This is a genomic window from Parahaliea mediterranea, from assembly GCF_003402235.1.
In the GTDB taxonomy this organism is placed as follows: Bacteria; Pseudomonadota; Gammaproteobacteria; order Pseudomonadales; family Halieaceae; genus Parahaliea; species Parahaliea mediterranea.
Window position 1 is genome coordinate 435,764 of the sequence record NZ_QEWO01000004.1, and the last position, 22,835, is coordinate 458,598.

A 22,835-nucleotide genomic window follows, 5' to 3' on the forward strand; every position below is an offset into this window, starting at 1 on the left:
ATCTTCCCGGCGCCAACAACACGATAAAGGAACAACCATGGATGCCAGTTCAGCCGCAATGATGACCTTCGGGGTAGCTTCCCTGCTGATCAGCTGGGTACTGCTGCTGATTGTCGCCTGGAAGGAAGACTACGCCTGGGGCCTGTGCGCCGTGCTGCTGCCGCCCTTTGCCTACCTCTACGGCCTGTTCCGCCTGGACAAGGCCGGCCAGGCCCTGCTGGTGGCCCTGGTGGGCTGGATTCTGATCGGCCTGGCGGCCTGACCCCAGCGCCCAGGGCGGCCTGCGCTGCCCAGCCGCCGGCGCTCAGCGCGCACAGTGCCTGTGGCCTGGCCGTGTGACTGTGCCGGGCCAAGCCGAACCGGGCCGGGCCCGCGGGCAGCGCGGTTCAAACATCCAGCCCCTGTTACCTATCTCCCCAGAATCGCCGCGCACTTGTAGCAAAAGTTACAAATCCGTAACGTTACCCCGCGCCAACTTGGCCTAGAATGCCCCAGTGACCTATCGGGCGCGCCTGCGCCTGCCCGGTACGCCGGCCTGCCGGCAGCCGGTTCATAGTGAGCCCAACACCTTCTGAGGAAAAGACCATGAACCTGATCAAAGTGAGCGCCGCAGCAGCCCTGCTGGCCGTGTCCGCCGGCAGCTTTGCCGCCAAACCCACCAGCATCGTATTCCAGGCCAACGGCGAAACCAGCGACGGCACGCCCTACGCCGAGTACGTAGTGAAGTGCTCCAACGGCAAGCAAATGCCGCTGACCGCATGGGACAAGCGCCGCAAGTGGTGTGTTGGCGAAGCCAGCACCGAAGGCTGCGAGAAGAAGCAGATCAAGGCCGCCAAAGCCGCCTGCGACGCATCCTGATTGCCCTGCCGGCGCCTGGCAACAGGCGCCGGTAAGCTAGTCCCCCAACCCCACTACATCCCGGCCGGCTCCGGCCCGTTCAGTCTTCCAGGTAGCGCCGGCGCAGTTCCGCCAGCTCCCGCTCGCCAACCCCCATCACCGCTTCAAGGTAGCTCGGCACGTCCGGGTAATCCTCGCGAATCACACTCAGGGCCGCCCCCAGATAGGCTTCGTCCACCTGCAGCATGGGCAGGATGGCGGCGCTGTCGGTGGCGCTCAGGCCGTATTTCTCCTGTACCCGGGCCACCTCCTTCTCGGCGTCGTAAAAGCGGCTGCTCAGCAGGTAGTCGCGCATCACCACCGCCTCCGGCACGCCCAGGGCCAGCAGCATCAGGGCGGCGGCAAAGCCGGTGCGATCCTTGCCGGCGGCGCAGTGCACCAGGTAGCGGGCGCTATCCTGGGCCAAAATGGCCTCGAACATGCGGCGGTACACGGCCGCCTCTTCCCGCGCCAGTTCCCGGTTCACGGTGACCATAAAGTCGAACATCACCTCGGGCCCGGCCACGTGGCCACCGGACTGCTGCAGAAAGCCCGAATTGTTGCCCGGCTGGATCGGCAGGCTGTGCACCCGGGGCGGGCGACGGTCCGGCAGGCGCGAGGGCTCGCTCTGCTGCTCCATCTGCTGGCGAAAGTCGAAGATCAGGTCCAGGTCGAGGGTGTCCAGCAGGGCCAGGTCGGCGTCACTGAGGCGGGCCAGGTGGCCGGAGCGGAACAGGTAACCCCAGCGCACCCGCTGGCCACCAGCGGTGCGATAGCCGCCAAAATCGCGGAAGTTGGGGCTGCCGGACAAGCCGAGGCGGCGCTCGGTGGCCAGCACCTCGGTGCCGAATTCGTCCTTCACCCGAAAGAAATGACGACGCGAGGGCGGCAGGCCGCTGATCCGGGCGCGGGAGCGCTCGGTGTAGTGGGCCTCGAAGGCGGCACCATCGGCCAGGGCCTCCACCGATACCCGGGTGGCCGGGTCGCTGGCCTGCCACTCGATGTGGTACTCCCCGTCCGGGTCGCGCCAGATGTTTACAGCTTCACTCAACAGCATGTGGTTTCCCTTGTTTGTTCAGGGTGTTTGTTCAGGGTGGGGGCAGCCTAACGCCTGTTTGTGACAGCGCGGGCACAGCGCAGTTCAGCGCGGTTTACGCAGGCCCTACGCCAGTAAATTGTGCCCGCGGTATTCAAACACCGCCTGCAACAGGGTTTTCACCAGCTTCAGCTGCTGCTCCATGGCGCCTTCGCTGAAGGGGTCCTGGCCCAGCAGGTCGCGGTACATCGGCGCCATGGTGATATAGGACATCACCAGGTTATTGAAGGCCATCACTGCCCAGGGCTGCAGGCCGGCGTCGCCCAGCACCGGCCCCGGCTCATCTTCAAAGGCGCGGCTGCTGTCAAACATGGGCCTAAACAGTTGCTCGATCAATTCGCTGGTGCCGGGCCCCCCGGACAGGGCCGCGTGCTGCAGCAGGCGCGCCAGGTTGGGGTTGGCGTGGTGCTGGCGCACGATGGTTTCCAGCCACTCCAGCACCCGCTCGTGGGTAATGGGCCCGGCCCGCAACTCGGCAATAGGGCCGGAAAAGTCCGCCACCAGTCGCTGCATGACGGCCCGGTACAGGGCCTCCTTGTTGCGGAAGTGGTTGTAAAGGCTGGGGGAGCGAATGCCCACCCGATCCGCCACATCCCCCAGGGAGGTGGCGCTGTAGCCGCGCTCGGCGAACAGGTCTTCGGCCGCATCGAGGATGCGCTCCGCGGTGGATGCGGGGGGAATGGCGTCGACGACGGCTTGATCGGTCATGGGCGGTACCGGCAGGATTGGACTAACGATCGTTAGTATACTCCTTGCAACCGACGCCACCACCGCCGGCGCGCTTTCATGCGACCGCCCCAGCCACTATGCTGTGGCTGGTTCAATACGGCGGCCAGCGCCAGCGCGCCCCGCCGGCTGTGGCCAGCCCCTCAATCACCGCGACCCGAGAGCACAGTTTGACATCTCCCCAGCCGCCCCAAGGCCCCAATATGTTCAAACCCGGCAAACGCGGCCTGGCGCGCCTGATTGCCGCCACCCGCTACTCCCGCAACGGCCTGCTGGCCGCCTGGCGCAGTGAGGAGGCCTTTCGCACCGAGGTAACCCTGGCCCTGGCCTTCCTGCCGCTGGCCTTTGTGGTGGGGTCGAGCCTGGCCCACCAGCTCATTCTGGTGGTGTGCTGCGCCCTGGTTATTCTGGCGGAGATCCTCAATACCGCCATCGAATCGGTGGTGGATCGCATCGGCCCCGAGCACGACCCGCTGTCCGGCCAGGCCAAGGACCTGGGCTCGGCGGCGGTGCTGGTGGCGCTGCTGCTGTTCACCCTGGCCTGGGGCCTGTCGCTGTGGCAGTGGTGGCGCGGCTGAACCCCGCGAACAAGCCCCGCCAGCGAGCCTCCGCCAGTGTTGACAAGAGGGCGGTGAATATGAATAATCGCGCCTCTTTGAATTTTGACCCCTTATTAAGCTTTAGAGGACAGACAACGTGGCCAATTCACCGCAAGCCAGAAAACGCGCCCGCCAGGCCGAGAAACGTCGCAGCCATAATGCCAGCCTGCGCTCCCTGGTCCGCACCCAGATCAAGAAAGTGGTTGCCGCCATCGGCACCGGCGACGCCGAGAAAGCGAAAGAAGCCTACGCTTCTGCGGTTCCGGTTATCGACCGCATGGCCGACAAGGGCATCATCCACAAGAACAAGGCCGCTCGTCACAAGAGTCGCCTGAACACCAAGGTGAAAGCCCTGGCGGCGTAAGTTGCAAACGCCTTCCACAAAAAAGCCGGCTTCGCGCCGGCTTTTTTGTGTCTGCTGCTGATGCGCCGCTAACTCGCCTTGCGCTCCTCGGCCTCCTGCAGCTTGTGGAAGTTCTCCACCATGCTCTGCTCGTAGTTTTGCGCCTCATCGGTGTCCAGCGGGCGCTCCAGCGCCGCCCAGTCGATGTCGCCGTCGGTGGCGGCGTTCTCGAACTCCAGAATGCCCAACTCCTCGAACTTGGGCCGGATCTTGTCGGTGAGCAGGCCGATGCGCTTGAGGTTGGGAATCACCCGCTGGAACAGCAGGTTGCGGAAGGTGGACATGACAAAGCCCTCCAGCACCTGTTTGCGGGTGGCCTCCACGTCCCAGCCGAAGTGGCGGAACACATCGGTGGCCACCAGCCGCTCGCGGCTCACCACGCAGGCCTCGTAGGCGAACTGGGCGCGCTCCTCGCGCTCCTCGTCCGTCAGGGTCTTCACGAACTCCTCAAGGTAGTTCACGCCAAAGGTCACATGGCGCGCCTCGTCGCGAGTCACCAGGTACACCACGTCCTTGAGTACCGGGTCCGGGGTGGTTTCGCGGGTGGTGTTAAAGGCGGACAACGCCAGGCCCTCGATCACGATCTGCATACCGATGAACTTCATGTCCCAGCGGGCGTCGGTGAGGATCTTGTCGATAATGCTCTTTAAGTGGGTGTTGATGGGGTACATCAGCCCGATGCGCTTCTGCAGGTATTTGTTGAACACCTCCACATGGCGCGCCTCGTCAAAGGTCTGCGAGCCGGCGTAGAGCTTGGCGTTCAGGGTGGGCGCGCAGGAGCACAGCTGGGACGCCACCAGCAGGGCCCCCTGCTCGCCGTGCAGGAACTGGCTCAGGCTCCAGGCGTTCATGTGCAGCCAGAACTCCTTGCGCTGGGGCTCGCTCAGGTCCAGGTAGGGCTGGTAGGTGTGCAGGTTCATCAGCTCCGGCATGCGCTCTTCTTCGGGCCAGGGGCGATCCCAGTTGATGTCGATCTCCGGGTCCCAGTTGAGCTGCTTGCCGAGGTCGTAGAGCTTTTTGATGCGGTCGTCCTGCACCTTGTAGTCCCAGTTGTAGGAACCGGTGAGGGGGGTCTGGAAGATCTCCGCGATATGGTCGACATCGCCGCTGGTGAGCAGATCCTCCAGGTCCGGGTTGTCGCTGGGAAAATCCGCCCCGGCAAATTTCTGGATTTTGCGGGGCGTCTGCTCTTTCCACTCTACGCGCATGGCACATCTCCTTACTGTTATGAATGCCGTTGTCCACACTATGGGAGAGCATTGCCAGGCCAACAAGGTAAAGTCTTGTCATTTTGCGGTCATTTATGGCCAAATGGCGGCTATGCCCAAAACCACCACCCCCGCCCAGTACATCCTGATCCTCATCGATATGGTGGAGCAGCAGGGCATTGCCCGGGAACCCCTGCTGGCCGGCACCAGCCTGGCGGCAACCGGCGTCAGCGGCATTGGCGCCCGGGTCAGCGAGGAGGATTTTGCGCGCCTGGTGGGCAACGCCTTCGCCCTCACTGGCGATGCCGCTCTGGGCCTGCACCTGGGCCTGCGCTGCAACCTCAGCGCCCACGCCGTGCTGGGCCAGGCCTTTATGACCTGCCGCGACCTGAACCAGGTGATGGAGCTGTTCCTGAAGTACTACCACCTGCTGTCGCCGGCCCTGTACCTGGAATTCGAAACCCGTGGCGAGCGCTGCTACCTGACCACCGTGAGCACTCCGGTGCAGAACCCCCTGACCTTTGCCTACGAGCTGATGTACGCCTCCATTCTCAACACCCTGCGCGGCCTGCTGAACCTGCCGGACCTGGCGCTGCGGGTGGAGGTGCCCTACCCCGAACCGGCCCACGCCAGCGAGTACTACACGGTGTTTGGCGACGACGTGCACTTTAACGCCGCGCGCGGGCGTATTTCCTTTGCCGCCGCTCTGCTGGATACGCCGCTGCCCTCCTCCAACCCGGCCCTGCGCGCCCTGTACGAAGAGGAGTGCGCGCGCCTGCTGGCCGATCTGGAAGAGGAGGAGGCGGTGGCCGAGCAGACCCTGCGCCTGCTGCGCAAGCTGGAGGGCCAGTATCCGCAGATGCCGCAGATTGCCCGCATGCTGAACTTCAGCCCGCGCACCTTCCGCCGCCGGCTGGAGCAGGAGGGGGTGTCGTTCCAGCAGTTGCTGGACAAGGTGCGCGCCGAGCACGCCACCCGCCACCTGCAGAACTCGCGCCTGCCCCTGTCCACCATTGCCTACCTGGTGGGCTTTAACGACGCCTCCAACTTCCGCCGCGCCTACCAGAAGTGGACCGGCCGTTCGCCCCGGGAGGTGCGCGGTGGCCACTAGCGCCCTGGCGGTGTACGCGGGGCAAAGCGCCGCGCAGCAGCTGGCCCGGGAAGGCTGGGACGCCAGCCTGTTCGGCGCCCTGCTGGGGGCCTCTGGCGGGCCCAAGTGGTTTGTGCTGAGCGAGCTGGACCAGCTGCTGTTTGGCGACTTCCTGCAGCGCAGCGCGGCGCCGCTGACCACGCTGGGTTCTTCCATCGGCTCCTGGCGCAACACCTGCCTGGCCCTGGACGACCCGGCGGCGGCCATCAAGCGCCTGCAGCAGGGCTACCTCTACCAGCAGTTTTCGGCCCGGCCCAACGCCGCCGAGGTGAGCGCAGTAAGCAACCGCATTCTGCAGGCCATGCTGGGTGAACAGGGGGCGGCCCAGGTGGCCGCCAACCCGCGCATTCACAGCCACATTGTGACCGCCCGCGGCCGCGGCCCGGCGGCGGCGGAGCGCGGCCCCCTGCTGGCCTCGGCCATGGCGGCCGCGGCACTTGGCAACACGCTGCACCGGCAGGTGCTGCGGCTGGGCTTTCAGCGGGTGGTGTTCCACAGTGGCCAGCGGCCGGCGCCGGGGCTGGAACTGGCGGACTTTCACACCCGCTACGCACCGCTGGGGCAGAACAACCTCAACGCCGCCCTGCACGCCAGTGGCGCCATTCCCTTTGTACTGACCGGCGAGCGCGACATTCCCGGCGCACCCCGGGGCCAATACTGGGACGGCGGCATCATCGACTACCACTTCGACCTCGCCCAGTACCGCGGCGAGGGTCTGCTGCTCTACCCCCACTTCCGGCCCGACATCACCCCCGGCTGGTTCGACAAATTCCTGCCCTGGCGCACCCGCCCCCTGCAGCGCCAGGCAGTGGACCGGCTGGTGCTGCTGTGCCCCAACCCGGCCTGGGTGGCGCAGCTGCCGCTGGGCAAAATCCCCGACCGCAGCGACTTCCAGCGCCTGGGGCCGGATGAGCGAGTGCGTTACTGGGAGGCGTGTGTTGCGCGCAGCGCAGCCCTGGCGGAGGAGTTCGCCGCCCTGCTCAGTGCCAGCGACCCGCTGGCCGGGGTGACGGTATTGCAGGACGCCGAGGCGGCCTGACTCAGTGAATGTGCTCGTCGAGGTAGCGCTGCACCTCGGCCTGCAGCATCTTCTTGAAGGGCGCGGCCAGCAGGCCCAGGCGCACCGACACATCCACCACCCCACCGCCAAAGGACAGCTCGCCATCCACCCCGGAGCCCTTGATGCGCACGGCGTCGCCACGCCAGCTGGACCGCACGCCGTGCTGGGCCTCCAGGCGCGCCGCCAGCCCCTCGGCGGCCTCGCGCAGTTCATCCTTGGGCATGGTGTAGGCTTTGGTCAGGCGGAATCCAGCCACGTCTGTCCTCCTTGTGGGTTTGCCACGAGTATAAGTCAGGCTGCCCCGCGACGCATGACCAGCCAGTTACCGGCCAGCACCAGCACCAGGCCAAACACCGCAGGCAGGGTCCACTGGTAGCCCTCCGCCACGGTGGAAATCAGCAGGGCCACCACCGGGAACAGCAGGGAACTGTAGGCCGCCCGGTCCGGGCCGATGCGCCCGATCAGGGTCACGTAGGCCCAGAAGGCCACCACCGAGCCGAACAGCGACAGGTAAAGCAGCGACAGCAAATAGGACGGCTGCCAGTCCAGGCGAATGTCGTGACCCAGCACCAGGGCGCTCAGGTAGAGGGCGCAGGCGCCGTAGAACATGCCCCAGGCATTGCACACCAGCACCGGCAGCCCGCTGCGGGTGTTACGGGCGGCGAACAGGTTGCCCACCGAGGCGCAGCAGGTGCCCGCAAAGCAAAGCAGCAGGGCGCGAAAGCTGCTGTCGGAAAAACTGAAGGCCTCCAGCTCCGGCAAAAACAGCGCGCCCATGCCCACCAGCCCCAGGGCACCGCCCACCGCCACCATGGCGCTGGCGGGAATGCCCAGAAACAGCGCCCCGCCCACCATGTTGAGTATCACCATGGTGGAGAACACCACCGCCACCAGGCCGCTGGTCAGCTCGGCGGTGGCCGGGTAAATGAACACGTAATTGCCGCTGAACAGCAGCAGCCCCTGGGCCAGCACAAAGGCGTGCTGCGTAAGCGGCAGGCGCAGGGACTGGCGGCGCAGCAGCAAAAAGCCGAACACCAGCAGGGCGGCCAGCATGGAGCGATGGGCAATGGACACCAGCACCGACACCTCGCCGAGCTGGTATTTGATGGCAATCCAGGTCGAACCCCAGATCAGTACCGTCAGAAGATAGAGAACAACGTTGTTCATCGACGCCCCGGGCAAAAGGCGCACTTTAGCACCGGGGCACGACAGGTCGCGGGCTTATTGGTTGATGAATTCCCCGGCGTACCAGTTGAGCATGGCGATCTTCTCTTCCAGCGGCTTGTCCGGCTCCATCTCGTAGACATTGCGAAAGCCAATAATCACGTCGGTTACGCCGATGGATTCCAGCTGTTCAATGCCCTCTTTGGTAAAGGCATCCTGGCCCGTGGTGTACACCTTGAAGGGGCGATCGGCGGTGCCGTACTCCTCGCGCAGCGCGTTGATGCGGCCAATGTAGCCGCGCAGGTCCTCCATGGAGGCCCCGGCGCACATCCAGCCATCGCCCACCCGGGCCGCGCGCTGCAGGGCCACATCCGCATGGCCGCCAATCAGCAGCGGCGTGGGGGCGCTCGGTGCCGGGCACATCTTGTTGGCGGGCATGGAGATCAGCTCGCCGTCGTAGCCGAAGAAGTCACCGCCTTCCAGGCCGCGCAGGATGTCGATCTGCTCGTCGAAGCGCTTGCCGCGTTTTTCCCAGGGCACACCGCACACGGCGAAGTCTTCCTCCCAGGGGGAAATGCCGATGCCAAAGTCAAAGCGGTTGCCAGAGAGCACCTGGATGCTCTGCACCTGCTTGGCCACCACGGCGGCCTGGCGCACCGCCAGCTTATAGACAAAGGTGGCAAAGCGGAGCTTTTCGGTCACCGCCGCCATGTGCGACACGGCGATCAGGCTCTCGACAAAGGGCACGCTCTCCAGAAACTCCCGGCTGCCGTCCTTGTTATAGGGATATTTGGAACTCGCCTCCTGCGGGTAGCAGATGCTGTCGGGAATGGCGACACCGTCGTAGCCAGCGGCCTCGGCGGCGCGGGCCAGCGGTACGTAGTGTTCGGCCTCACACATGCCGACCTGGTAGCTGAATCTCATGAATGGCTCCTGTTTGTGCGCGATTGCGGTTTTGCGGGTTCAGAACCCCTACAATGTAGCGACCGGCCGGCGCGCGGTCATGGCCGCCTTGAATTTTCGCCGGACTGGCCTCAAATACTGAACCCTCCAGTCCTGTTACGTACCCAGCGCGCCAAGAGATCAACCCGCGCGCCAGCAAAGGCACCCGCCATGACCGACACCACCTCCGCCGACACCAGCCTGCGCTTTCTGTTTGAAGAGGCCGACCTGCGCGGCGAGTTCGTACAACTCGATGGCGCCTACCGCGACATTCTCGCCCTGCACCACCACAGCCCGGCGGTGAGCCGCCTGCTGGGGGAATTTCTGGCCGCCTCGGTGCTGCTGGCCACCACCCTCAAGTTCGAGGGCAAACTGGTGCTGCAGGCGCGCAGCAGCGAGGGGCAGATTCCCCTGCTGATGGTTGAGTGCAGCAGCGACCTGGACCTGCGTGGCATTGTGCGCGGCGCCGGGCAGGCGACTGCCGAACGCTTCGACCTGCTGCTGGCCAAGGGGCAGCTGGCCATCACCGTGGACCCGACCCGGGGCAAGCGCTACCAGGGCGTGGTGCCGCTGGATGGCGACAACCTGGCCCAGTGCCTGCAAAGTTACTTCGCCCAGTCCGAGCAACTGGGCACCCGGGTGTGGCTGGCCGCGGACGGCGAGCGCGCCGGCGGCCTGCTGCTGCAGCAACTGCCGCCGCAGCTGGTGACCGATGCACAGCAGCGCAACAACAGCTGGGAACACGCCTGTACCCTGGCCGCCACCGTGCGCGACGACGAGCTGCTGCAACTGGCACCGGCCGAGCTGCTGCACCGCCTGTACCACGAGGAGGCCCTGCGCCTGTTCGAGCCCCGCCGGCCGCGCTTCCGTTGCAGCTGCTCGCGCGAGCGCACCCTCGGCGCACTGGCCGCGCTGGGCCGGGCGGAGCTGGAATCGCTACTGGCGGAACAGGGTGCGGTGACCATGGACTGCGAGTTCTGCAACAGCCGCTACCAGTACCAGCGCGAAGATCTGGCCGAGCTGCTGCAGGATGCACCGGAACCACCACTGCACTGAGCGCACGCCAGCAATTTGAACCGCCCTGCGGGCCAGTGAATGATGCCCGCAGGTTCGTCGAAATTTTCGCCAATTCAGTTCGCTTCCCTACCTGTTTCTGACATAATGTCGCCCCCCAAAAGACCCAACGAAATGGCAGTGCCAGTCCCACGCAGGCGGGCGCGCCGAACACAGGACACACGATGACCGCCGACATTCAAACACCCCGGGAACTGGTTGACCTGGGCACCTCGCAACTGATTGAAGAATCCCTGAAACGCAATGAAGGCATCCTCGCCGACACCGGCGCCCTGCTGGTAACCACCGGAAAGCGCACTGGCCGCTCCCCCGCCGACCGCTTTGTGGTGCGCGAGCCCAGCACCGAGGACGCCATCGACTGGGGCAGCGTCAACCGCCCCTTCGACAGCGACAAGTTCGACGCCCTGTGGGACCGCGTGGAGTCCCACATTGCCGAGCGCGACCGCTTTGTCTCTCACCTGCACGTGGGCGAGCACAGCGACCACTACCTGCCGGTCAAGGTGGTTACCGAAACCGCCTGGCAGGGCCTGTTCGGCCGCAACATGTTCATCCGCCCGGCTCAGTACAACGTTGGCCGCAAGCCGGAGTGGACCATCCTCAACGCCGCCGGCTTCAGCTGTGACCCGGAGCGCGACGGCACTAATTCCGACGGTGTGGTAATCATCAACTTCGCCCGCCGCAAAGTGCTGCTGGCCGGCATGCGTTACGCCGGCGAGATGAAAAAAGCCATGTTCTCGGTGCAGAACTTCCTGCTGCCGGAAAAAGACGTGATGCCCATGCACTGCTCGGCCAACGTGGGCGACGAGGGCGACACCACCCTGTTCTTCGGCCTCTCCGGCACCGGCAAAACCACCCTGTCCGCCGACCCCAGCCGCTACCTGATCGGCGACGACGAACACGGCTGGGCCAAGGGCTCCGTGTTCAACATTGAGGGCGGCTGTTACGCCAAAACCATCGACCTCAGCCAGAAGAACGAGCCGGTGATCTGGGATGCCATCCGCTTCGGCAGCATCATCGAGAACGTGGTGCTGGACGAGGCCCGCCACGCCGACTACTGCGACACCAGCCTGACCGAGAACGGCCGCTGCTGCTACCCGCTGGAGCACGTGGAAAAGCGCACCGAATCCAACGCTGGCGGCGAGCCCAAGTGCGTAATCTTCCTTACCTGCGACGTGTCCGGCGTGCTGCCGCCAGTGTCCATCCTCAGCAAAGAGGCGGCGGCCTTCCACTTCCTGTCCGGCTACACCGCGCGGGTGGGCTCCACCGAACTCGGCGCCGAGGCCGGCATTCACCCGACCTTCTCCACCTGCTTTGGCGCGCCCTTCATGCCGCGCCCGGCCGGCGACTACGCCGAGCTGCTGATGAAGCGCATTGAGGATTTCGGCAGCCAGGTCTACCTGATCAACACCGGCTGGACCGGCGGCTCCGGCGCCCCCGGCGGCACTGGCGCGCGCTTCCCGATTCCAGTGACCCGCGCCATTGTAGCGGCGGCCCAGAGCGGCGCCCTGCTGAACGCGCCCACCGAGCACCTGGACATCCTCAACCTGGACTTCCCCACCGCCATCCCCGGGGTGGACGCCAAGTACGTCAACCCGCGCAACAGCTGGGGCGACGTGGCGGCCTACGACGAGCAGGCGCGCAAGCTGGCCAACCTGTTCGCGCAGAACTTCGAGAAGTTCGACGTATCGGCGGCCATTGTGGCCGCGGGCCCGCAGGCCTCATAAGCCGCAACAGGCACCGCGCAAGGGCTCGCTTCGGCGGGCCCTTTTTCGTTGTGCGCCTGGGCCGTCTGTACCGCCGCCTAAGCCGCCTAAGCCGAAGCCGACTAAGCCAGTTCGGCGGCGGCCCGGCCGCGGTGCGGCAGGCGCCCGCGCACCTGCTCGCCCAGCAGGTAGAGGCAGGGCACCAGCAGCAGGGTAATGCCGGTGGCAAACAGCACGCCAAAGGCCAGTGAGGTGACCATGGGTATCAGGAACTGGGCCTGCACGCTGGTTTCGGACATGATCGGCACCAGGCCGATGAAGGTGGTGAGCGAGGTGAGGATGATGGGGCGGAAGCGGTCCTGCCCGCCCTGCAGCAGGGCATCGAGCACGCCGTGGCCGGCCGCGCGCAACTGGTTGATACGGTCGATCAGCACCAGGTTGTCATTCACCACCACGCCGGCGCAAGCGATTACCCCCAGCAGCGAAAACATGCTGATCTGCCAGTCCAGAATGAGGTGGCCAAAAATGGCGCCCATCACCCCGAAGGGCACGGCGGTCAGCACCAGCAGGGGCTGGAAGTAGGAGCGGAAGGGAATGGCCATCAGGGCATAGATGGCGAGCATCGCCAGGGCAGTGTATTTGAGCATGGCTTCCATGAAGGCGCCCTCTTCCTCCAACTCGCCGTCCAGGGCCAGGCTCAGGCCGGGGTAGCGCTGCTGCCACTGGGGCAGGTAGCGCTGCACGATGTCATCCACCACTGCCCGCGGGTCGGAGGTGCCCTCAACAACATCGGCGCTCACCTCCAGGGTGCGCTTGCGGTTCAGCCGCTCGATGGTCATGTAGCCCGGCTCAAAGTGCATTTGCGCCACGGTGGCAAAGGGCACCTGGGCGCCCGCCGGGGTGCGCACCCGCATCTCCTGCAGGTTGGCCACCGAGATACGCTCTTCCTCCGGATAGCGCACCATCACCCGCACATCCTCCTTGGTGCGCGGAATGCGCTGGGCCTCGGCCCCGTAGAAGGCCTCGCGCACCTGGCGCGCCAGGTCGGCCAGGGTAATGCCGAGGTTTTCGGCGGCGGGCTTCAAGTCCAGCACAATCTCCTGGCGCGGCGCCTGCAGGCTGTCGTTGACGTTGTAAACGCCGGGGTAGTTCTCCAGCAACTGGCGCAGCTCGCCAGACACCGCATTCAGGCTGTCCACCTGTGGTGCTGCCAGCACCAGCCGAATCGGCTTGCCGCGCTCGTTGATGGTGTAGTCCAGGGTAAAGTCCTCCACCGGCCCCAGCTCGCCAATGGCCTCGCGCCAGTCCCGCGACAGGGCGGCGGTGTCCACCGCGTCGGACAGGGTTTCCATCACCACTTTGATGGTGTTCTCGTTGGCGCGGGAGTCAATATGGCCGATCACCGGCTCGCCGCCAAAGGCCGGGTTGGCGTTGTATTCGGCCTTCAGGCGCAGGGCGGCACCCTCGATCTGGCGCAGGGTGGCAAGGGTATCGGCAAAGGCGCCGCCCTCGGGCAGTTCGACCTCGGCGTCCACATGGTCGGAGTTCACCGCCGGGAAGAAACCGGAGCGAATCCAGCCGCCGCCGTAAATGGCGAGGCTGACCAGCAGCAGGCACAGAAACAGCGCGCTCACCAGCACGTTGTGGCGCAGGCAGCGCTCCAGAAAGGGGCGATAGCGCTCGGCGGCAAAGCGGGTCATGGCGCCGGCACAGCGCAGGCGCAAGGCCTCAAGCCGGCGCAGCAGGGCAAAGCGGCTGGGGCGCGGCGGGCGCATGTGGGCCAGATGGGGCGGCAGAATGAGCAGGCTCTCCACCAGCGAAAAACTGAGGGCGATAATCACCACCACCGGAATGGCGTAGGCCGCCTGCGCCATGTCGCCTGGCATGAAGAACATGGGCACGAAGAAGATCATGGTGCTGATCACCGCGAACATCACCGGCTTGATCACACTCTGTGCCCCGCTCAGCGCGCCGCTGGTGCCGCCCTCCCCCGCGCTCTGGCGCGAGTGAATGGCCTCGCCGACGATGATGGCATCGTCCACCACAATGCCCAGAATCAGCAGGAAGGCAAACAGCGAGATCATGTTCAGGCTGACCCCGGTGTACTGCAGCATGAACAGGGTGCCCATGAAGGCCACGCCAATGCCCACACACACCCACAGGGCCAGCAGCGGCCGCAGGAACAGCACCAGCACCGCAAACACCAGCGCCAGCCCGCCCAGGCCATTCTTGAGCAGGGTATCCACACGGCCCTTGAAAGGCTCCGAGGAATCCCGCCACATCACCAGCTCCACGCCATCGGGCAGGGTCGGGCGGGTGGTTTCAACCCAGTGTTTGACGGTGTCCGAGGTGGCCAGGGTGTTGGGGTTTGAGGTGACAAACACGTGCAGGTTGAGGGAGGGCTTGTCGTTGAAGCGATTGCGCACATCCACGTCCTGGAAGCCATCGACAATGGTGGCCACTTCCCCCAGCAGCACCTGGGTGCCATCGCGACGACTGAGCAGGGGAATATCCGCAAAGTCGGCGCCGGTGTAGGCCTGGCCGCGGGTCTGCAGGCGAATGTCGCCGCCGGCGTCCTTGATGGCCCCCGCCGGCAGGTTGAGAGAGGCGGCGCGGATGGCGGCGGCAACGTCGTCAAAGGTCAGCCCGTAGCGGCGCAGGGTGACCTCGGAAATCTCCACCGCCAGCTCGAAGGGGCGCGGGGTGTCCAGCTCCACCACCGACACATCGGGCTGGGCCGACAGATCGTCCCGCAGTCGCTCGCCCAGCTCCTTCAGGGCACGCTCGCCAATATCTCCGGCCAGGGTGACGATGGCCATGTGGTGGCGAAAAGCCAGCTCGGTAACCACCGGGCGCTCGGCATCCACCGGGAAGGTATTGATGGCATCGACCCGGGTTTTCACCTCGGCGGTGAGGCGCTGCATGTCGTAGCCCGGCTCCGCCTCCACCAGCACCTGGCCCAGGCCCTCGCGCGCTTCCGAGCGGATTTCCTTGACCCCGGTGAGGTCGTGTACGGCCTCTTCTATGCGCAGGCAGATCTGCTCTTCCACCTCCCGCGGCCCGGCGCCGGGGTAGGACAGGCTGACCCGCACCTGGTTGATTTCAAACTCCGGGAAGAACTGCTTGTCCAGGGCGGGCAGGCCCCACAGGCCGCCCACCAGCAAAAACACCATCAGCAGGTTGGCGGCGATGGGGTTGTGGATGAACCAGCGCACCGGCCCGTTCATCATGGCTTGTCCACTCCTGCCACACTGCTCACTTCACGGGTGGTAACCAGCGTTCCGGCGGTCACCTGCGGGGGCTGGTGCACCACCACCCGATCGCCCCGTTGCAGCCCCTGCACCCACACCTGGCGGGCATCGCCCTGCAGCACCTGCACCGCTACCGGCAGGGTACGCTCGCGCCCATCCACCACCAGCACGCTGTCGTCGTTGCGCAGGGCGCTGCGCGGCAACACGCTCACCGCCGCCATGCTGCGGCCTTCAATACTCGCGTGCACAAACAGGCCGGGGGCCAGCGGCGGGCGGTCGCTGCCGGGTTCCCGGGCAAAGGGTTCGCGCACCTCGGCCACCGCGTACACCACCCGGCTATCGACATCGATACTGGCATCGGTGCGCACAATGCGGCCCTGCCACTGCCACTGGCGGTTGCCAAAGCGCGCCTCCAGGGTCACTGGCACCGGGTCGGCAGCCGGCTGGGCGTCGCCGGCGTAGGTCAGCGGCAAATCCAGCAGGGCAACCTGGCGGTCGGTCAGGGGCAGGCGCACCTGCACTACATCGGTGGCGTAGGCCTCGGCCACCACGGTGGCTGGCCCCAGGTACTGGCCCACCCCCACATGCCGGGCACTGATGCGGCCGTTGAAGGGCAGGCTGATGCGGGTGCGCTCCAGGTCCAGCTCGGCGGCGCGCAAATCTGCCCGGGCGCCCGCCAGCGCGGCTTCCGCGGCGGCAATCTGGGGCTCGCGCAGGAACAGGGCATTGGCGTCTACCGTGCCGAGGTCGCGCCACTCGCGCTTAGCCTGCCGGGCGCGGCCGCGCTCCTCCGCCAGGCGCTGCTCGGCGGCGGCCACCTGGGAGCGCGCCCGGGCAATGGCGAGTTCGTAATCCACCGACTCGATACCCAGCAGCTCTTCGCCGGCGCGGAAAAAACCGCCATCGGCAAAACTGTCGGCAATGGCCTCCACCCGCCCGCTCACCTGGCTCACCAGGCTCACCTTGTGCAGGGGCTCCACGGTGCCCTGGGTGTCCACGGCAATAGCGCGCGCGGCGGGCTCCACCGCGATCACATCCACCGTGGGGGGCGGCAACTCGGCGCGGGCCTCTGGCTGGGGTGTGGGCTTGCCCACCAGCAGCAGCCAGGACACCCCCAGCCCAACCACCAGTGCCATGGCGGTCCACAGGGCCTGCTTGCGAGCGGAAAGACTCATGCCGCTTCCATCCTTTTCCATCGTGGGCGCACTGTGCACCCCGGGGCTGAACTGTTGCTGAATATCGCTGCGGAATACCGATACTGAGTGACGCGGGGCGCCGATGTCGCCGCTTTGTCAGAAGTGGACAACATTCTAGTATGTTTATTCTAATTTTCTTACGTAATCTGGCGGCCAATGGATGAGCGCGCTCGTCCGCAACACCCACACAAGGAGTTGAGACATGGCCGAAGAAACCAAAGCCGCCGCCACCCAAACCAAAGCGGCCCCCAAGCGTAAAACCACCACTCGCAAGGCCCCTGCCAAGCGCAAAGCCGCCGCCAAGCGCAAGGCGCCTGCCACCAAATCCACTGTGCGCTCCAACGTGCGCAAAGTCGAGAACAAGGCCGCCGCCTACGAGCGCGATGTGCGCAAGGCCGCCCGCAAGGCCGAGAAAGAACTCGACGCGGCCGAGAAGTCCGTGAAGAAATTCGCCCGCCGCGCCCAGGAAAACAGCCGCAAGGCCTTCCTGGCCAGCCTCGGCTTTTACGGCAAAGCCTACGATCAGGCCCAGGAGCAGTTCGAAAGCCTGCAGGAGCGTATGGAAGCGCGTCGCAGCAAGGCGTCCAAAGTATACGCCGACCTGGTGAAGCGCGGCGAGAAGGTGGAAGCCGATGCCCGCGATGCCATCGACGACATCGAAATTCCCGCCATTGGCGACCGCAAGGCGCTGGAAGCCAAGCTGGACAAAGCCCGCGCGCGTTTCGAAGAGTTCAAGGGCAACCTCAGCGAGAAGTTCGCCGCCTGAGCCTGAACACAGTCACACTTGTCCCTGCGTGCAGGGCACATTTTCCGGGGCCGCAAGGCCCCTTTTTTATATCTTTGGAAAACTGCTTTAATCTCCCCGTGTACCACGGATGAGCAGGCACCCCTATGAGCGACGAAAAAAACAAGGTCAGTGACATGGCCCGCAACATCTGGCTGGCCGGCGTTGGCGCCTACGGCCGCGCGGTGGACGAAGCCCAGGGCCGGCTGGAGAAGGCCGGCGTGGAAACCCCCAAGCTGTTCCGCGACCTGGTAAAAGCCGGCACCGCCCTGGAAGAGGAAGCCCGCAGTGCCGGTGATCAGGCCCGCAACTCGGTGGAGGAACGCATCGCCCGGGTGCGGGAGAACTTTCGCCTGCAGCGCCACGGTGACGACCTGGCGGCACTGCACGAGAAAATCGACCGCCTGAGCGAACAAGTAGCCGCGCTGAGCACCGCCCTGGCCAACACGCCCCAGCGCAAGGCGCCGGCCAAAAAGGCGGCCCGCAAAACTGCGGCAAAGAAAGCATCAACAACGAAAACACCGGCAAAGAAAGCACCCGCCAAGAAGGCCACGGCAAAAAAAGCCCCCGCTAAAAAGGCGCCGGCCAAAAAGCGCCCCGGCCGCAAACCCTGACGCGGCGTGAAAACCCGCGACCGCATTCTGGTGACCAGCCTCGCCCTGTTCAATGACGAGGGCGAGGCACACACCACCACGGTGGACATTGCCAACGAAATGGACATCAGCCCGGGCAATCTCTACTACCACTTCAAGGGCAAGGAACAGATCATCGCCGAACTCTTCCAGCAGTACGAACTGGCCCTGGGTTCCACCTTATCGGCCCCCATCGAGCAGCCCCTGTCTGCCGGGCCGGGCGACGTCGAAAGCAACTGGTACTTCCTCTATGTGGTGATGGAGGAGATGTACCAGTACCGCTTTCTGTATCACAACCTGGACGACATCCTGCAGCGCTACCCGGACATCCGCCGGGGCTTTCGCCGCCTGATGCAGTTGAAGCGGGCCGCCCTGAACGCCATCTGCCAGGCGCTGCTGGAACAATCGGTGATCGACGCCCGCGGCCAGCAACTGGACGGCCTGGTAGACAACATGACCCTGACCCTCTGCTTCTGGCTCAACTACGACCAGCTAATGCACAACCCGCGCCCCCCGCAGGTCACCATCCACCAGGGCGTGCTGCAGCTGATGACCATGGTGGCGCCCTACCTCGGCGACGAGGAGTTGCGCTTCTACCGCGACTGCGAGCAGATTTACGCAACGATGCTGGAGCAGGCCGAGTTGGCTGGCTAGGTCACATAACCAGGCAGGCCGAATTAACCTAACAAGCCCAATTAACCGGGCACGCCCGGCGATGCCTGCCTGTCGGCTACTGCGTGTGGCGGGCTTCCACAATTGCCACCGTATGCTGCAGTAATTCCAACCCACCTGGCACGCCATGGCCCGGCACCACCACCGCAGCTTCGGGATAGCGCCGCGCGATGCGCGCCACCGATGCCGGCCATGCAGCCAGGTTGGCATCGGCCACGTTGCCCGCGCTCTGCCGAGCGGCTTCGTGAATGGCGCAGCCGCCAAACAGCACACCGGCGGCGGGCACATACACAACAAGGTTATCCGGCGCGTGGCCGGCGCCGGGATAGAGCACCTCAACCGGCCCGAAGCTCACGGCGCTGCCCGGGCGCTGCAGGCCATCAAGCGCATGGGCCGGCACATCGCTGCCCTGCCTCGCGGCAAGGCGGCGCGTTAAAGGTGTGGCGTAAGTGGCCACACCCGCCTCTGCCAGCACCTCGGCGCCGCCCACCCGGTCATCGTGAAAATGGGTGGAGATACTGCGCGTAATGGGCAGCCCGATCTGCTGCGCCACCGCCGCCAGCAGGGCCCGGGTATTGGCGGCGCCCCAGGGAGTGTCGATCAGCAGCAGGCTGTCGCCGTCGCGAACAATGAGGCCGTTGGAGGGATAGGTGGTTTCGCCGACTTGCCGGGTAGCAATGTGTGCCCAAACCCCGTCAGCCAGCGGATACAACCGCACCTCTGCGGGCCCCACCTCTGCAGCTGTGGGGTAATCGCCGGATGGCGGGGGCGCGGCGGCAGCGGCCCTACCGGCGAGACAGGCCCAGCAGGCCAAAACGGCAAAACCGCGCCAGAACAAAAGGGTGGCGATAGCGCCGTGGGGACAATGCCTGTTCATTGATGATCACCCCTCTGGACTGTGTGTTGTTGCCAGGCCCGGGGCGACAGCCCTGTCCACTGGCGAAAGTGGCGGCTGAACACCGCCACATCGGCATAGCCGAGCTGCAATGCCAGCTCGGTAATACTGGTGCGGCCCCGGCGCAGGTTGTCCTTGGCCAGGGTACAGCGGGTGTGTTGCAGTATCTCGCGATACCCACTGCCCTGGCGACGAAGCCGCGCCTGCAGGGTGCGCACGCTCAGGCCCAGGGTGGCGGCCACCAGTTCCACCGAGCACTCGCCGGTGGGCAGCAGGCGCCCGATTACATCGGCCACCTGGTTTTGTAGGCTGTCCGGGTAGCGTCGCTGCAGGCCCTCCAGATAACGCTGCAAGTGGTGGGCAATGGCGGCCTCGTCATGGTGGTTGCGCTGCTCCAGCCAGGCTGTGGGAAAGCTCACGCCGTCAAAGTCCTGGCCAAAGCGCACGTGCTGGTAACGCAGCTCCCCCTGCAGGTGGGGCCGGGCCTGCCGCAGATGCAGCGACAGCCCCAGTTTGTCGCAGTGCATCAGGCTGGCGACAAAGGTCGCCACATGCCCCACCGTAAGCTGCAACAGCTGGTCGGTGCTGCCGGTGGTATCAATGTGCACCTCTGCCACAAAGCGGACCCGCTCGGCGCGTTCGATGAGCCCCACATGAATGCCCGAGGCGTGCAGGTACAGGGAGCGCGCCGACTTCTCGATGGCCTCGCGCACGGTGTCACCCCGCGTTGCCAGCAGCGGCAGCGTACCCAGCACTTGCACCGGTTGGCGCTGACTCAGCAGCAGACCGAACAGGGGCGATCGGCAGGTGACACTGCACTTTTCCAGCAATTCAGCCAGCCGGCTGTAGGCAATGTAGGTATCAGGGTGGCGAAACTGGGCGGGGCTCAGGCCAACCTCGGCCATCGCCTGCACCGGGTTGCCGCCCAGTTCGCTGACCAGTTGCTGCAGGCCCTCCACCGAGCCACTTCGAACCAGCTGCATACGCTCTCCTGGGCCCGGGCCGGGCCGGGCCGGGCCGGGGGATTTGCGCAAAACATCAACTACCTTGCGCAAAAAATCAAGTTTTGCCGAACCCACCTGCCTATATTGCCTGCATTGATAATGATAAAGCGCGGCCAACGCCGCACAGCGAGGAACCCCCATGCGACTGCAAAACAAAATTGCCGTACTCACTGGTGCCTGTGGCGGTATCGGCCAGGCCATTGCCCGCAAACTGGTGGCCGAAGGCGCCTGCGTGCTGGCGTGCGACCTGAACACAAAGGGGCTGGAAGCGTTGGCCGGCGAACTGGGCGACGCGGTGGCCACCCGGCGCGTGGACGTGAGTGATTTCGAGCAGGTGCAGGCCATGGTCGAGGCCGCCGTAGCGCACTTTGGCGGCCTGGACATTGTGCTGAACAACGCCGGCATCGGCGCCCCCAAACCCCTGCTGGAGCACGACCCGGCGCAGGATTTTGAAGGCGTAACCGCCGTCAACCAGAAAGGCGTGTACTACGGCTTGGTGGCCGGCGGCCGCAAGCTGGCCCAGCTGGGCGGCGGGGTGATCGTCAACACCTCGTCGGTGTACGGCGCCATGGCGGCGGAGCTGAGTTTTACCTACAACGTAAGCAAGGCGGCGGTGGACATGATGACCAAGTGCGCCGCCCTGGAGTTTGCCCCCAACAACATCCGTGTGGTGGCCGTGGCGCCCGGGCGCGTGAACACCCCCATCCTGGATGCCTACAAGCCCCTTGGGCTCTACGAGCACCTGAAGCGCGAACAAATGCGCGAGCAACTCATTGAGCCGGAGCAAATCGCCAGCGTGGTGGCCTTCCTGGCCAGTGACGAGGCCGGCTGCATCAACGGCACCACCGTGGAGGCCGCCGACGGCTTCAGCGGCTTCAAGTTTCCCCTGCTCAACCGCTTCCAACAAAGCGGCCCCGCCTGAACGGCGGGTCGCCTGCACCCGATAACCGCAACAAACCCCAACTAACTACAACTAACTTCAACAACGCGCACCACCTGCCGCAACTGGAGGACAAGCCCATGGCCCTGCCGGACACTATCAATCATCAGGACTTTCTGCTGTCGCTGGATACCAGCAAAGAACCCGTCGTTGTCGAGGCCCTGCCCGGGGTGGATGTGTGGCCCCTGTTCCTGGACCCGGAAAACGGCGTGTGGGTACTGCGGGCGCGCTTCAAGCCCGGCACCACCCTGCCCAAGCACTTTCACACCGGCGTAGTGCACTTCTACACCCTGAGCGGCACCTGGCACTACCTGGAGTACCCGGACCAGCCCCAGACCGCCGGCTGCTACCTCTATGAACCCGGCGGTTCAATCCACACCTTCCACTGCCCGGCAGACTCAGAGGGCACCGACGGCTTTATGGTGGTGGAGGGCGCCAACATCAACTTCCACGACGGCGAGTTTGTGAACGTGATGGATGCCGGCTGGATCGAGCAGGCCGTGCTGGCCGCCGCCAAGGCCCAGGGGCTGGGCGTGCCGCGCTATATCAAACCCGGCCAGGGCGCCCGCTACAGCCGGGACTGAGGCCCGCCAGGCATTGATGAACACTTGAGGCCCCGACGCACGTAGTATTGCCCCTCAATCGGATAAAAAACCACCGAACAGGAATGGAGGATGTATGTCTGATCAACCCGTAGCCCTCATCACCGGCGCCGGCATGGGCATCGGCCGGGCCATTGCCCGCCGCCTGGCCAGCGACGGCTTTCGCATTGCCGTGAACGACATCGACCCGGCAGCGGCCGAGGCGGTGGCCGACGAACTCACCGCCCAGGGCGCAGCTGCCGCTGGCGTGCCCGCCAACGTCTGCAACCGCGACGAGGTGTTCGCCATGGTAGAGGCCGTGGTGCAAACCTTCGGGCGCCTGGATGTGCTGGTGTCCAACGCCGGCATTGCCCAGGTGGACCCGATACTGGCCATTACCGAGGAAGACTTTGACCGCCTGTTTGCGGTGAACGTGAAGGGTGTGCTGTGGTGCGCGCAGGCCGCCGCCCAGCAGATGATCGCCCAGGGCGGCGGCAAGATCATCAACGCCGGCAGTGTGGCCAGCTACACCGGGCAGGCCTTGCTTGGCACCTACTGCGCGTCCAAGTTCAGCGTGCGCGGCCTGACCCAGGTGATGGCCCGGGAGCTGGCCGACCACGGCATTACCGTGAACGCCTACTGCCCCGGCATTGTCGACACCGGCATGTGGGACACCATCGACGCCCGCGCTAGCGAAGTGATGGGCACCGAGCGCGGCGAAATGACCGCCGCCGCCCAGGCGATGATTACCCTAAAGCGCGTGGAGCAGCCTGAAGACGTGGCCAGGTTCGTGTCCTTCCTGGCCTCGCCAGACGCCAATTACATTACCGGCCAGTGCATGATGGTGGATGGCGGCATCATCATGAACTAGGCCGGGAC

General features: G+C 65.3%; 24 protein-coding genes. 14 read left to right on the plus strand and 10 right to left on the minus strand.

Features of this window, described 5'->3' with window-relative positions; genetic code table 11:
- Nucleotides 1-37: 37 nt before the first annotated feature.
- Nucleotides 38-262, plus strand: a complete 225-nt coding sequence (locus DDZ17_RS14215; RefSeq protein ID WP_116367615.1) for a hypothetical protein — start codon at nucleotides 38-40, stop codon at nucleotides 260-262.
- A gap of 323 nt (nucleotides 263-585) precedes the next feature.
- Complete coding sequence (locus DDZ17_RS14220) at nucleotides 586-858, plus strand: hypothetical protein (RefSeq protein WP_116367616.1); 273 nt, start codon at nucleotides 586-588, stop codon at nucleotides 856-858.
- Between the two features lie 79 nt (nucleotides 859-937).
- Here DDZ17_RS14220 and DDZ17_RS14225 read toward each other — a convergent pair whose 3' ends face one another.
- Nucleotides 938-1,927 (minus strand): tyrosine-protein phosphatase, encoded by a 990-nt coding sequence (locus DDZ17_RS14225; protein WP_157976651.1) that lies wholly within the window; start codon nucleotides 1,925-1,927, stop codon nucleotides 938-940.
- A gap of 111 nt (nucleotides 1,928-2,038) precedes the next feature.
- Nucleotides 2,039-2,680 (minus strand): TetR/AcrR family transcriptional regulator, encoded by a 642-nt coding sequence (locus DDZ17_RS14230; RefSeq protein WP_116367618.1) that lies wholly within the window; start codon nucleotides 2,678-2,680, stop codon nucleotides 2,039-2,041.
- A 188-nt stretch (nucleotides 2,681-2,868) separates the two neighbouring features.
- Here DDZ17_RS14230 and DDZ17_RS14235 point away from each other — a divergent pair, with 188 nt between their 5' ends.
- Nucleotides 2,869-3,276, plus strand: coding sequence for a diacylglycerol kinase (locus DDZ17_RS14235; RefSeq protein WP_241505896.1), 408 nt, complete (start codon nucleotides 2,869-2,871; stop codon nucleotides 3,274-3,276).
- A 118-nt stretch (nucleotides 3,277-3,394) separates the two neighbouring features.
- Nucleotides 3,395-3,661 carry a 30S ribosomal protein S20 gene (gene rpsT, locus DDZ17_RS14240; RefSeq protein ID WP_116367619.1) on the plus strand — a complete coding sequence of 89 codons (267 nt, stop codon included), beginning with the start codon at nucleotides 3,395-3,397 and terminating at the stop codon, nucleotides 3,659-3,661.
- A gap of 68 nt (nucleotides 3,662-3,729) precedes the next feature.
- Here the strand turns inward: rpsT and DDZ17_RS14245 are convergent, their stop codons facing one another.
- Nucleotides 3,730-4,908 (minus strand): ferritin-like domain-containing protein, encoded by a 1,179-nt coding sequence (locus DDZ17_RS14245; RefSeq protein WP_116367620.1) that lies wholly within the window; start codon nucleotides 4,906-4,908, stop codon nucleotides 3,730-3,732.
- A gap of 112 nt (nucleotides 4,909-5,020) precedes the next feature.
- On the opposite strand from DDZ17_RS14245, the gene DDZ17_RS14250 reads away from it, so the two are divergent.
- Both DDZ17_RS14250 and DDZ17_RS14255 read left to right on the plus strand, forming a co-directional pair.
- Entirely contained in the window at nucleotides 5,021-6,019 is a 999-nt protein-coding gene (locus tag DDZ17_RS14250; RefSeq protein ID WP_116367621.1) for an AraC family transcriptional regulator, read from the plus strand.
- Nucleotides 6,009-7,097 carry a patatin-like phospholipase family protein gene (locus DDZ17_RS14255; protein WP_116367622.1) on the plus strand — a complete coding sequence of 363 codons (1,089 nt, stop codon included), beginning with the start codon at nucleotides 6,009-6,011 and terminating at the stop codon, nucleotides 7,095-7,097. Before DDZ17_RS14250 ends, DDZ17_RS14255 begins: the two co-directional genes overlap by 11 nt.
- Nucleotide 7,098: 1 nt before the next feature.
- Here DDZ17_RS14255 and DDZ17_RS14260 read toward each other — a convergent pair whose 3' ends face one another.
- The 3 genes from DDZ17_RS14260 to DDZ17_RS14270 are packed head-to-tail and all read right to left on the minus strand — an operon-like array spanning nucleotide 7,099 to nucleotide 9,206.
- Nucleotides 7,099-7,374, minus strand: coding sequence for a polyhydroxyalkanoic acid system family protein (locus DDZ17_RS14260; RefSeq protein ID WP_241505897.1), 276 nt, complete (start codon nucleotides 7,372-7,374; stop codon nucleotides 7,099-7,101).
- A 35-nt stretch (nucleotides 7,375-7,409) separates the two neighbouring features.
- Entirely contained in the window at nucleotides 7,410-8,285 is an 876-nt protein-coding gene (locus DDZ17_RS14265) for a DMT family transporter (protein WP_116367623.1), read from the minus strand.
- 54 nt (nucleotides 8,286-8,339) lie between these two features.
- Nucleotides 8,340-9,206 carry a TIGR03619 family F420-dependent LLM class oxidoreductase gene (locus tag DDZ17_RS14270; protein WP_116367624.1) on the minus strand — a complete coding sequence of 289 codons (867 nt, stop codon included), beginning with the start codon at nucleotides 9,204-9,206 and terminating at the stop codon, nucleotides 8,340-8,342.
- 189 nt (nucleotides 9,207-9,395) lie between these two features.
- Here DDZ17_RS14270 and hslO point away from each other — a divergent pair, with 189 nt between their 5' ends.
- Both hslO and DDZ17_RS14280 read left to right on the plus strand, forming a co-directional pair.
- Nucleotides 9,396-10,280, plus strand: coding sequence for an Hsp33 family molecular chaperone HslO (gene hslO, locus DDZ17_RS14275; RefSeq protein ID WP_116367625.1), 885 nt, complete (start codon nucleotides 9,396-9,398; stop codon nucleotides 10,278-10,280).
- A 182-nt stretch (nucleotides 10,281-10,462) separates the two neighbouring features.
- Nucleotides 10,463-12,022 (plus strand): phosphoenolpyruvate carboxykinase, encoded by a 1,560-nt coding sequence (locus DDZ17_RS14280; RefSeq protein WP_116367626.1) that lies wholly within the window; start codon nucleotides 10,463-10,465, stop codon nucleotides 12,020-12,022.
- A 101-nt stretch (nucleotides 12,023-12,123) separates the two neighbouring features.
- On the opposite strand, the gene DDZ17_RS14285 is transcribed toward DDZ17_RS14280, so the two are convergent.
- Both DDZ17_RS14285 and DDZ17_RS14290 read right to left on the minus strand, forming a co-directional pair.
- Nucleotides 12,124-15,231 carry an efflux RND transporter permease subunit gene (locus tag DDZ17_RS14285; protein WP_241505898.1) on the minus strand — a complete coding sequence of 1,036 codons (3,108 nt, stop codon included), beginning with the start codon at nucleotides 15,229-15,231 and terminating at the stop codon, nucleotides 12,124-12,126.
- Nucleotides 15,228-16,427: an efflux RND transporter periplasmic adaptor subunit gene (locus DDZ17_RS14290; protein WP_157976652.1), complete on the minus strand. Its 1,200-nt coding sequence runs from the start codon at nucleotides 16,425-16,427 to the stop codon at nucleotides 15,228-15,230. Before DDZ17_RS14290 ends, DDZ17_RS14285 begins: the two co-directional genes overlap by 4 nt.
- 223 nt (nucleotides 16,428-16,650) lie before the next feature.
- On the opposite strand from DDZ17_RS14290, the gene DDZ17_RS14295 reads away from it, so the two are divergent.
- The 3 genes from DDZ17_RS14295 to DDZ17_RS14305 all read left to right on the plus strand — a co-directional run bounded on the left by DDZ17_RS14295 (nucleotide 16,651) and on the right by DDZ17_RS14305 (nucleotide 18,518).
- Nucleotides 16,651-17,214, plus strand: a complete 564-nt coding sequence (locus tag DDZ17_RS14295; protein WP_241505899.1) for a hypothetical protein — start codon at nucleotides 16,651-16,653, stop codon at nucleotides 17,212-17,214.
- A 125-nt stretch (nucleotides 17,215-17,339) separates the two neighbouring features.
- Nucleotides 17,340-17,846, plus strand: a complete 507-nt coding sequence (locus DDZ17_RS14300; protein WP_116367628.1) for a phasin family protein — start codon at nucleotides 17,340-17,342, stop codon at nucleotides 17,844-17,846.
- 6 nt (nucleotides 17,847-17,852) lie between these two features.
- Entirely contained in the window at nucleotides 17,853-18,518 is a 666-nt protein-coding gene (locus DDZ17_RS14305; protein ID WP_116367629.1) for a TetR/AcrR family transcriptional regulator, read from the plus strand.
- A 76-nt stretch (nucleotides 18,519-18,594) separates the two neighbouring features.
- On the opposite strand, the gene bla is transcribed toward DDZ17_RS14305, so the two are convergent.
- The gene (gene bla / locus DDZ17_RS14310; RefSeq protein ID WP_116367630.1) at nucleotides 18,595-19,413 is read right to left on the minus strand and encodes a subclass B1 metallo-beta-lactamase; all 819 of its coding nucleotides are present in this window, start codon (nucleotides 19,411-19,413) and stop codon (nucleotides 18,595-18,597) included.
- Entirely contained in the window at nucleotides 19,410-20,414 is a 1,005-nt protein-coding gene (locus DDZ17_RS14315; RefSeq protein ID WP_116367631.1) for a helix-turn-helix transcriptional regulator, read from the minus strand. The genes bla and DDZ17_RS14315 overlap by 4 nt, the downstream gene beginning before the upstream one ends.
- A gap of 160 nt (nucleotides 20,415-20,574) precedes the next feature.
- Here DDZ17_RS14315 and DDZ17_RS14320 point away from each other — a divergent pair, with 160 nt between their 5' ends.
- The 3 genes from DDZ17_RS14320 to DDZ17_RS14330 all read left to right on the plus strand — a co-directional run bounded on the left by DDZ17_RS14320 (nucleotide 20,575) and on the right by DDZ17_RS14330 (nucleotide 22,827).
- Nucleotides 20,575-21,357, plus strand: a complete 783-nt coding sequence (locus DDZ17_RS14320; protein WP_116367632.1) for an SDR family NAD(P)-dependent oxidoreductase — start codon at nucleotides 20,575-20,577, stop codon at nucleotides 21,355-21,357.
- 98 nt (nucleotides 21,358-21,455) lie between these two features.
- Nucleotides 21,456-21,959 (plus strand): 2,4'-dihydroxyacetophenone dioxygenase family protein, encoded by a 504-nt coding sequence (locus DDZ17_RS14325; protein WP_116367633.1) that lies wholly within the window; start codon nucleotides 21,456-21,458, stop codon nucleotides 21,957-21,959.
- A gap of 94 nt (nucleotides 21,960-22,053) precedes the next feature.
- Nucleotides 22,054-22,827 (plus strand): acetoin reductase, encoded by a 774-nt coding sequence (locus DDZ17_RS14330; RefSeq protein ID WP_116367634.1) that lies wholly within the window; start codon nucleotides 22,054-22,056, stop codon nucleotides 22,825-22,827.
- Nucleotides 22,828-22,835: the final 8 nt, after the last annotated feature.

What these genes read in the sequence shown, in the direction of transcription:
- DDZ17_RS14215 (WP_116367615.1), top strand. Translation starts at nt 38, where the DNA reads ATGGATGCCAGTTCAGCCGCAATGATGACCTTCGGGGTAGCTTCCCTG.
- DDZ17_RS14220 (WP_116367616.1), top strand. Translation starts at nt 586, where the DNA reads ATGAACCTGATCAAAGTGAGCGCCGCAGCAGCCCTGCTGGCCGTGTCC.
- DDZ17_RS14230 (WP_116367618.1), bottom strand. Translation starts at nt 2,680, where the DNA reads ATGACCGATCAAGCCGTCGTCGACGCCATTCCCCCCGCATCCACCGCG.
- DDZ17_RS14245 (WP_116367620.1), bottom strand. Translation starts at nt 4,908, where the DNA reads ATGCGCGTAGAGTGGAAAGAGCAGACGCCCCGCAAAATCCAGAAATTT.
- DDZ17_RS14250 (WP_116367621.1), top strand. Translation starts at nt 5,021, where the DNA reads ATGCCCAAAACCACCACCCCCGCCCAGTACATCCTGATCCTCATCGAT.
- DDZ17_RS14265 (WP_116367623.1), bottom strand. Translation starts at nt 8,285, where the DNA reads ATGAACAACGTTGTTCTCTATCTTCTGACGGTACTGATCTGGGGTTCG.
- DDZ17_RS14270 (WP_116367624.1), bottom strand. Translation starts at nt 9,206, where the DNA reads ATGAGATTCAGCTACCAGGTCGGCATGTGTGAGGCCGAACACTACGTA.
- hslO (WP_116367625.1), top strand. Translation starts at nt 9,396, where the DNA reads ATGACCGACACCACCTCCGCCGACACCAGCCTGCGCTTTCTGTTTGAA.
- DDZ17_RS14280 (WP_116367626.1), top strand. Translation starts at nt 10,463, where the DNA reads ATGACCGCCGACATTCAAACACCCCGGGAACTGGTTGACCTGGGCACC.
- DDZ17_RS14285 (WP_241505898.1), bottom strand. Translation starts at nt 15,231, where the DNA reads ATGATGAACGGGCCGGTGCGCTGGTTCATCCACAACCCCATCGCCGCC.
- DDZ17_RS14290 (WP_157976652.1), bottom strand. Translation starts at nt 16,427, where the DNA reads ATGAGTCTTTCCGCTCGCAAGCAGGCCCTGTGGACCGCCATGGCACTG.
- DDZ17_RS14295 (WP_241505899.1), top strand. Translation starts at nt 16,651, where the DNA reads ATGGCCGAAGAAACCAAAGCCGCCGCCACCCAAACCAAAGCGGCCCCC.
- DDZ17_RS14300 (WP_116367628.1), top strand. Translation starts at nt 17,340, where the DNA reads ATGAGCGACGAAAAAAACAAGGTCAGTGACATGGCCCGCAACATCTGG.
- bla (WP_116367630.1), bottom strand. Translation starts at nt 19,413, where the DNA reads ATGAACAGGCATTGTCCCCACGGCGCTATCGCCACCCTTTTGTTCTGG.
- DDZ17_RS14315 (WP_116367631.1), bottom strand. Translation starts at nt 20,414, where the DNA reads ATGCAGCTGGTTCGAAGTGGCTCGGTGGAGGGCCTGCAGCAACTGGTC.
- DDZ17_RS14320 (WP_116367632.1), top strand. Translation starts at nt 20,575, where the DNA reads ATGCGACTGCAAAACAAAATTGCCGTACTCACTGGTGCCTGTGGCGGT.
- DDZ17_RS14325 (WP_116367633.1), top strand. Translation starts at nt 21,456, where the DNA reads ATGGCCCTGCCGGACACTATCAATCATCAGGACTTTCTGCTGTCGCTG.
- DDZ17_RS14330 (WP_116367634.1), top strand. Translation starts at nt 22,054, where the DNA reads ATGTCTGATCAACCCGTAGCCCTCATCACCGGCGCCGGCATGGGCATC.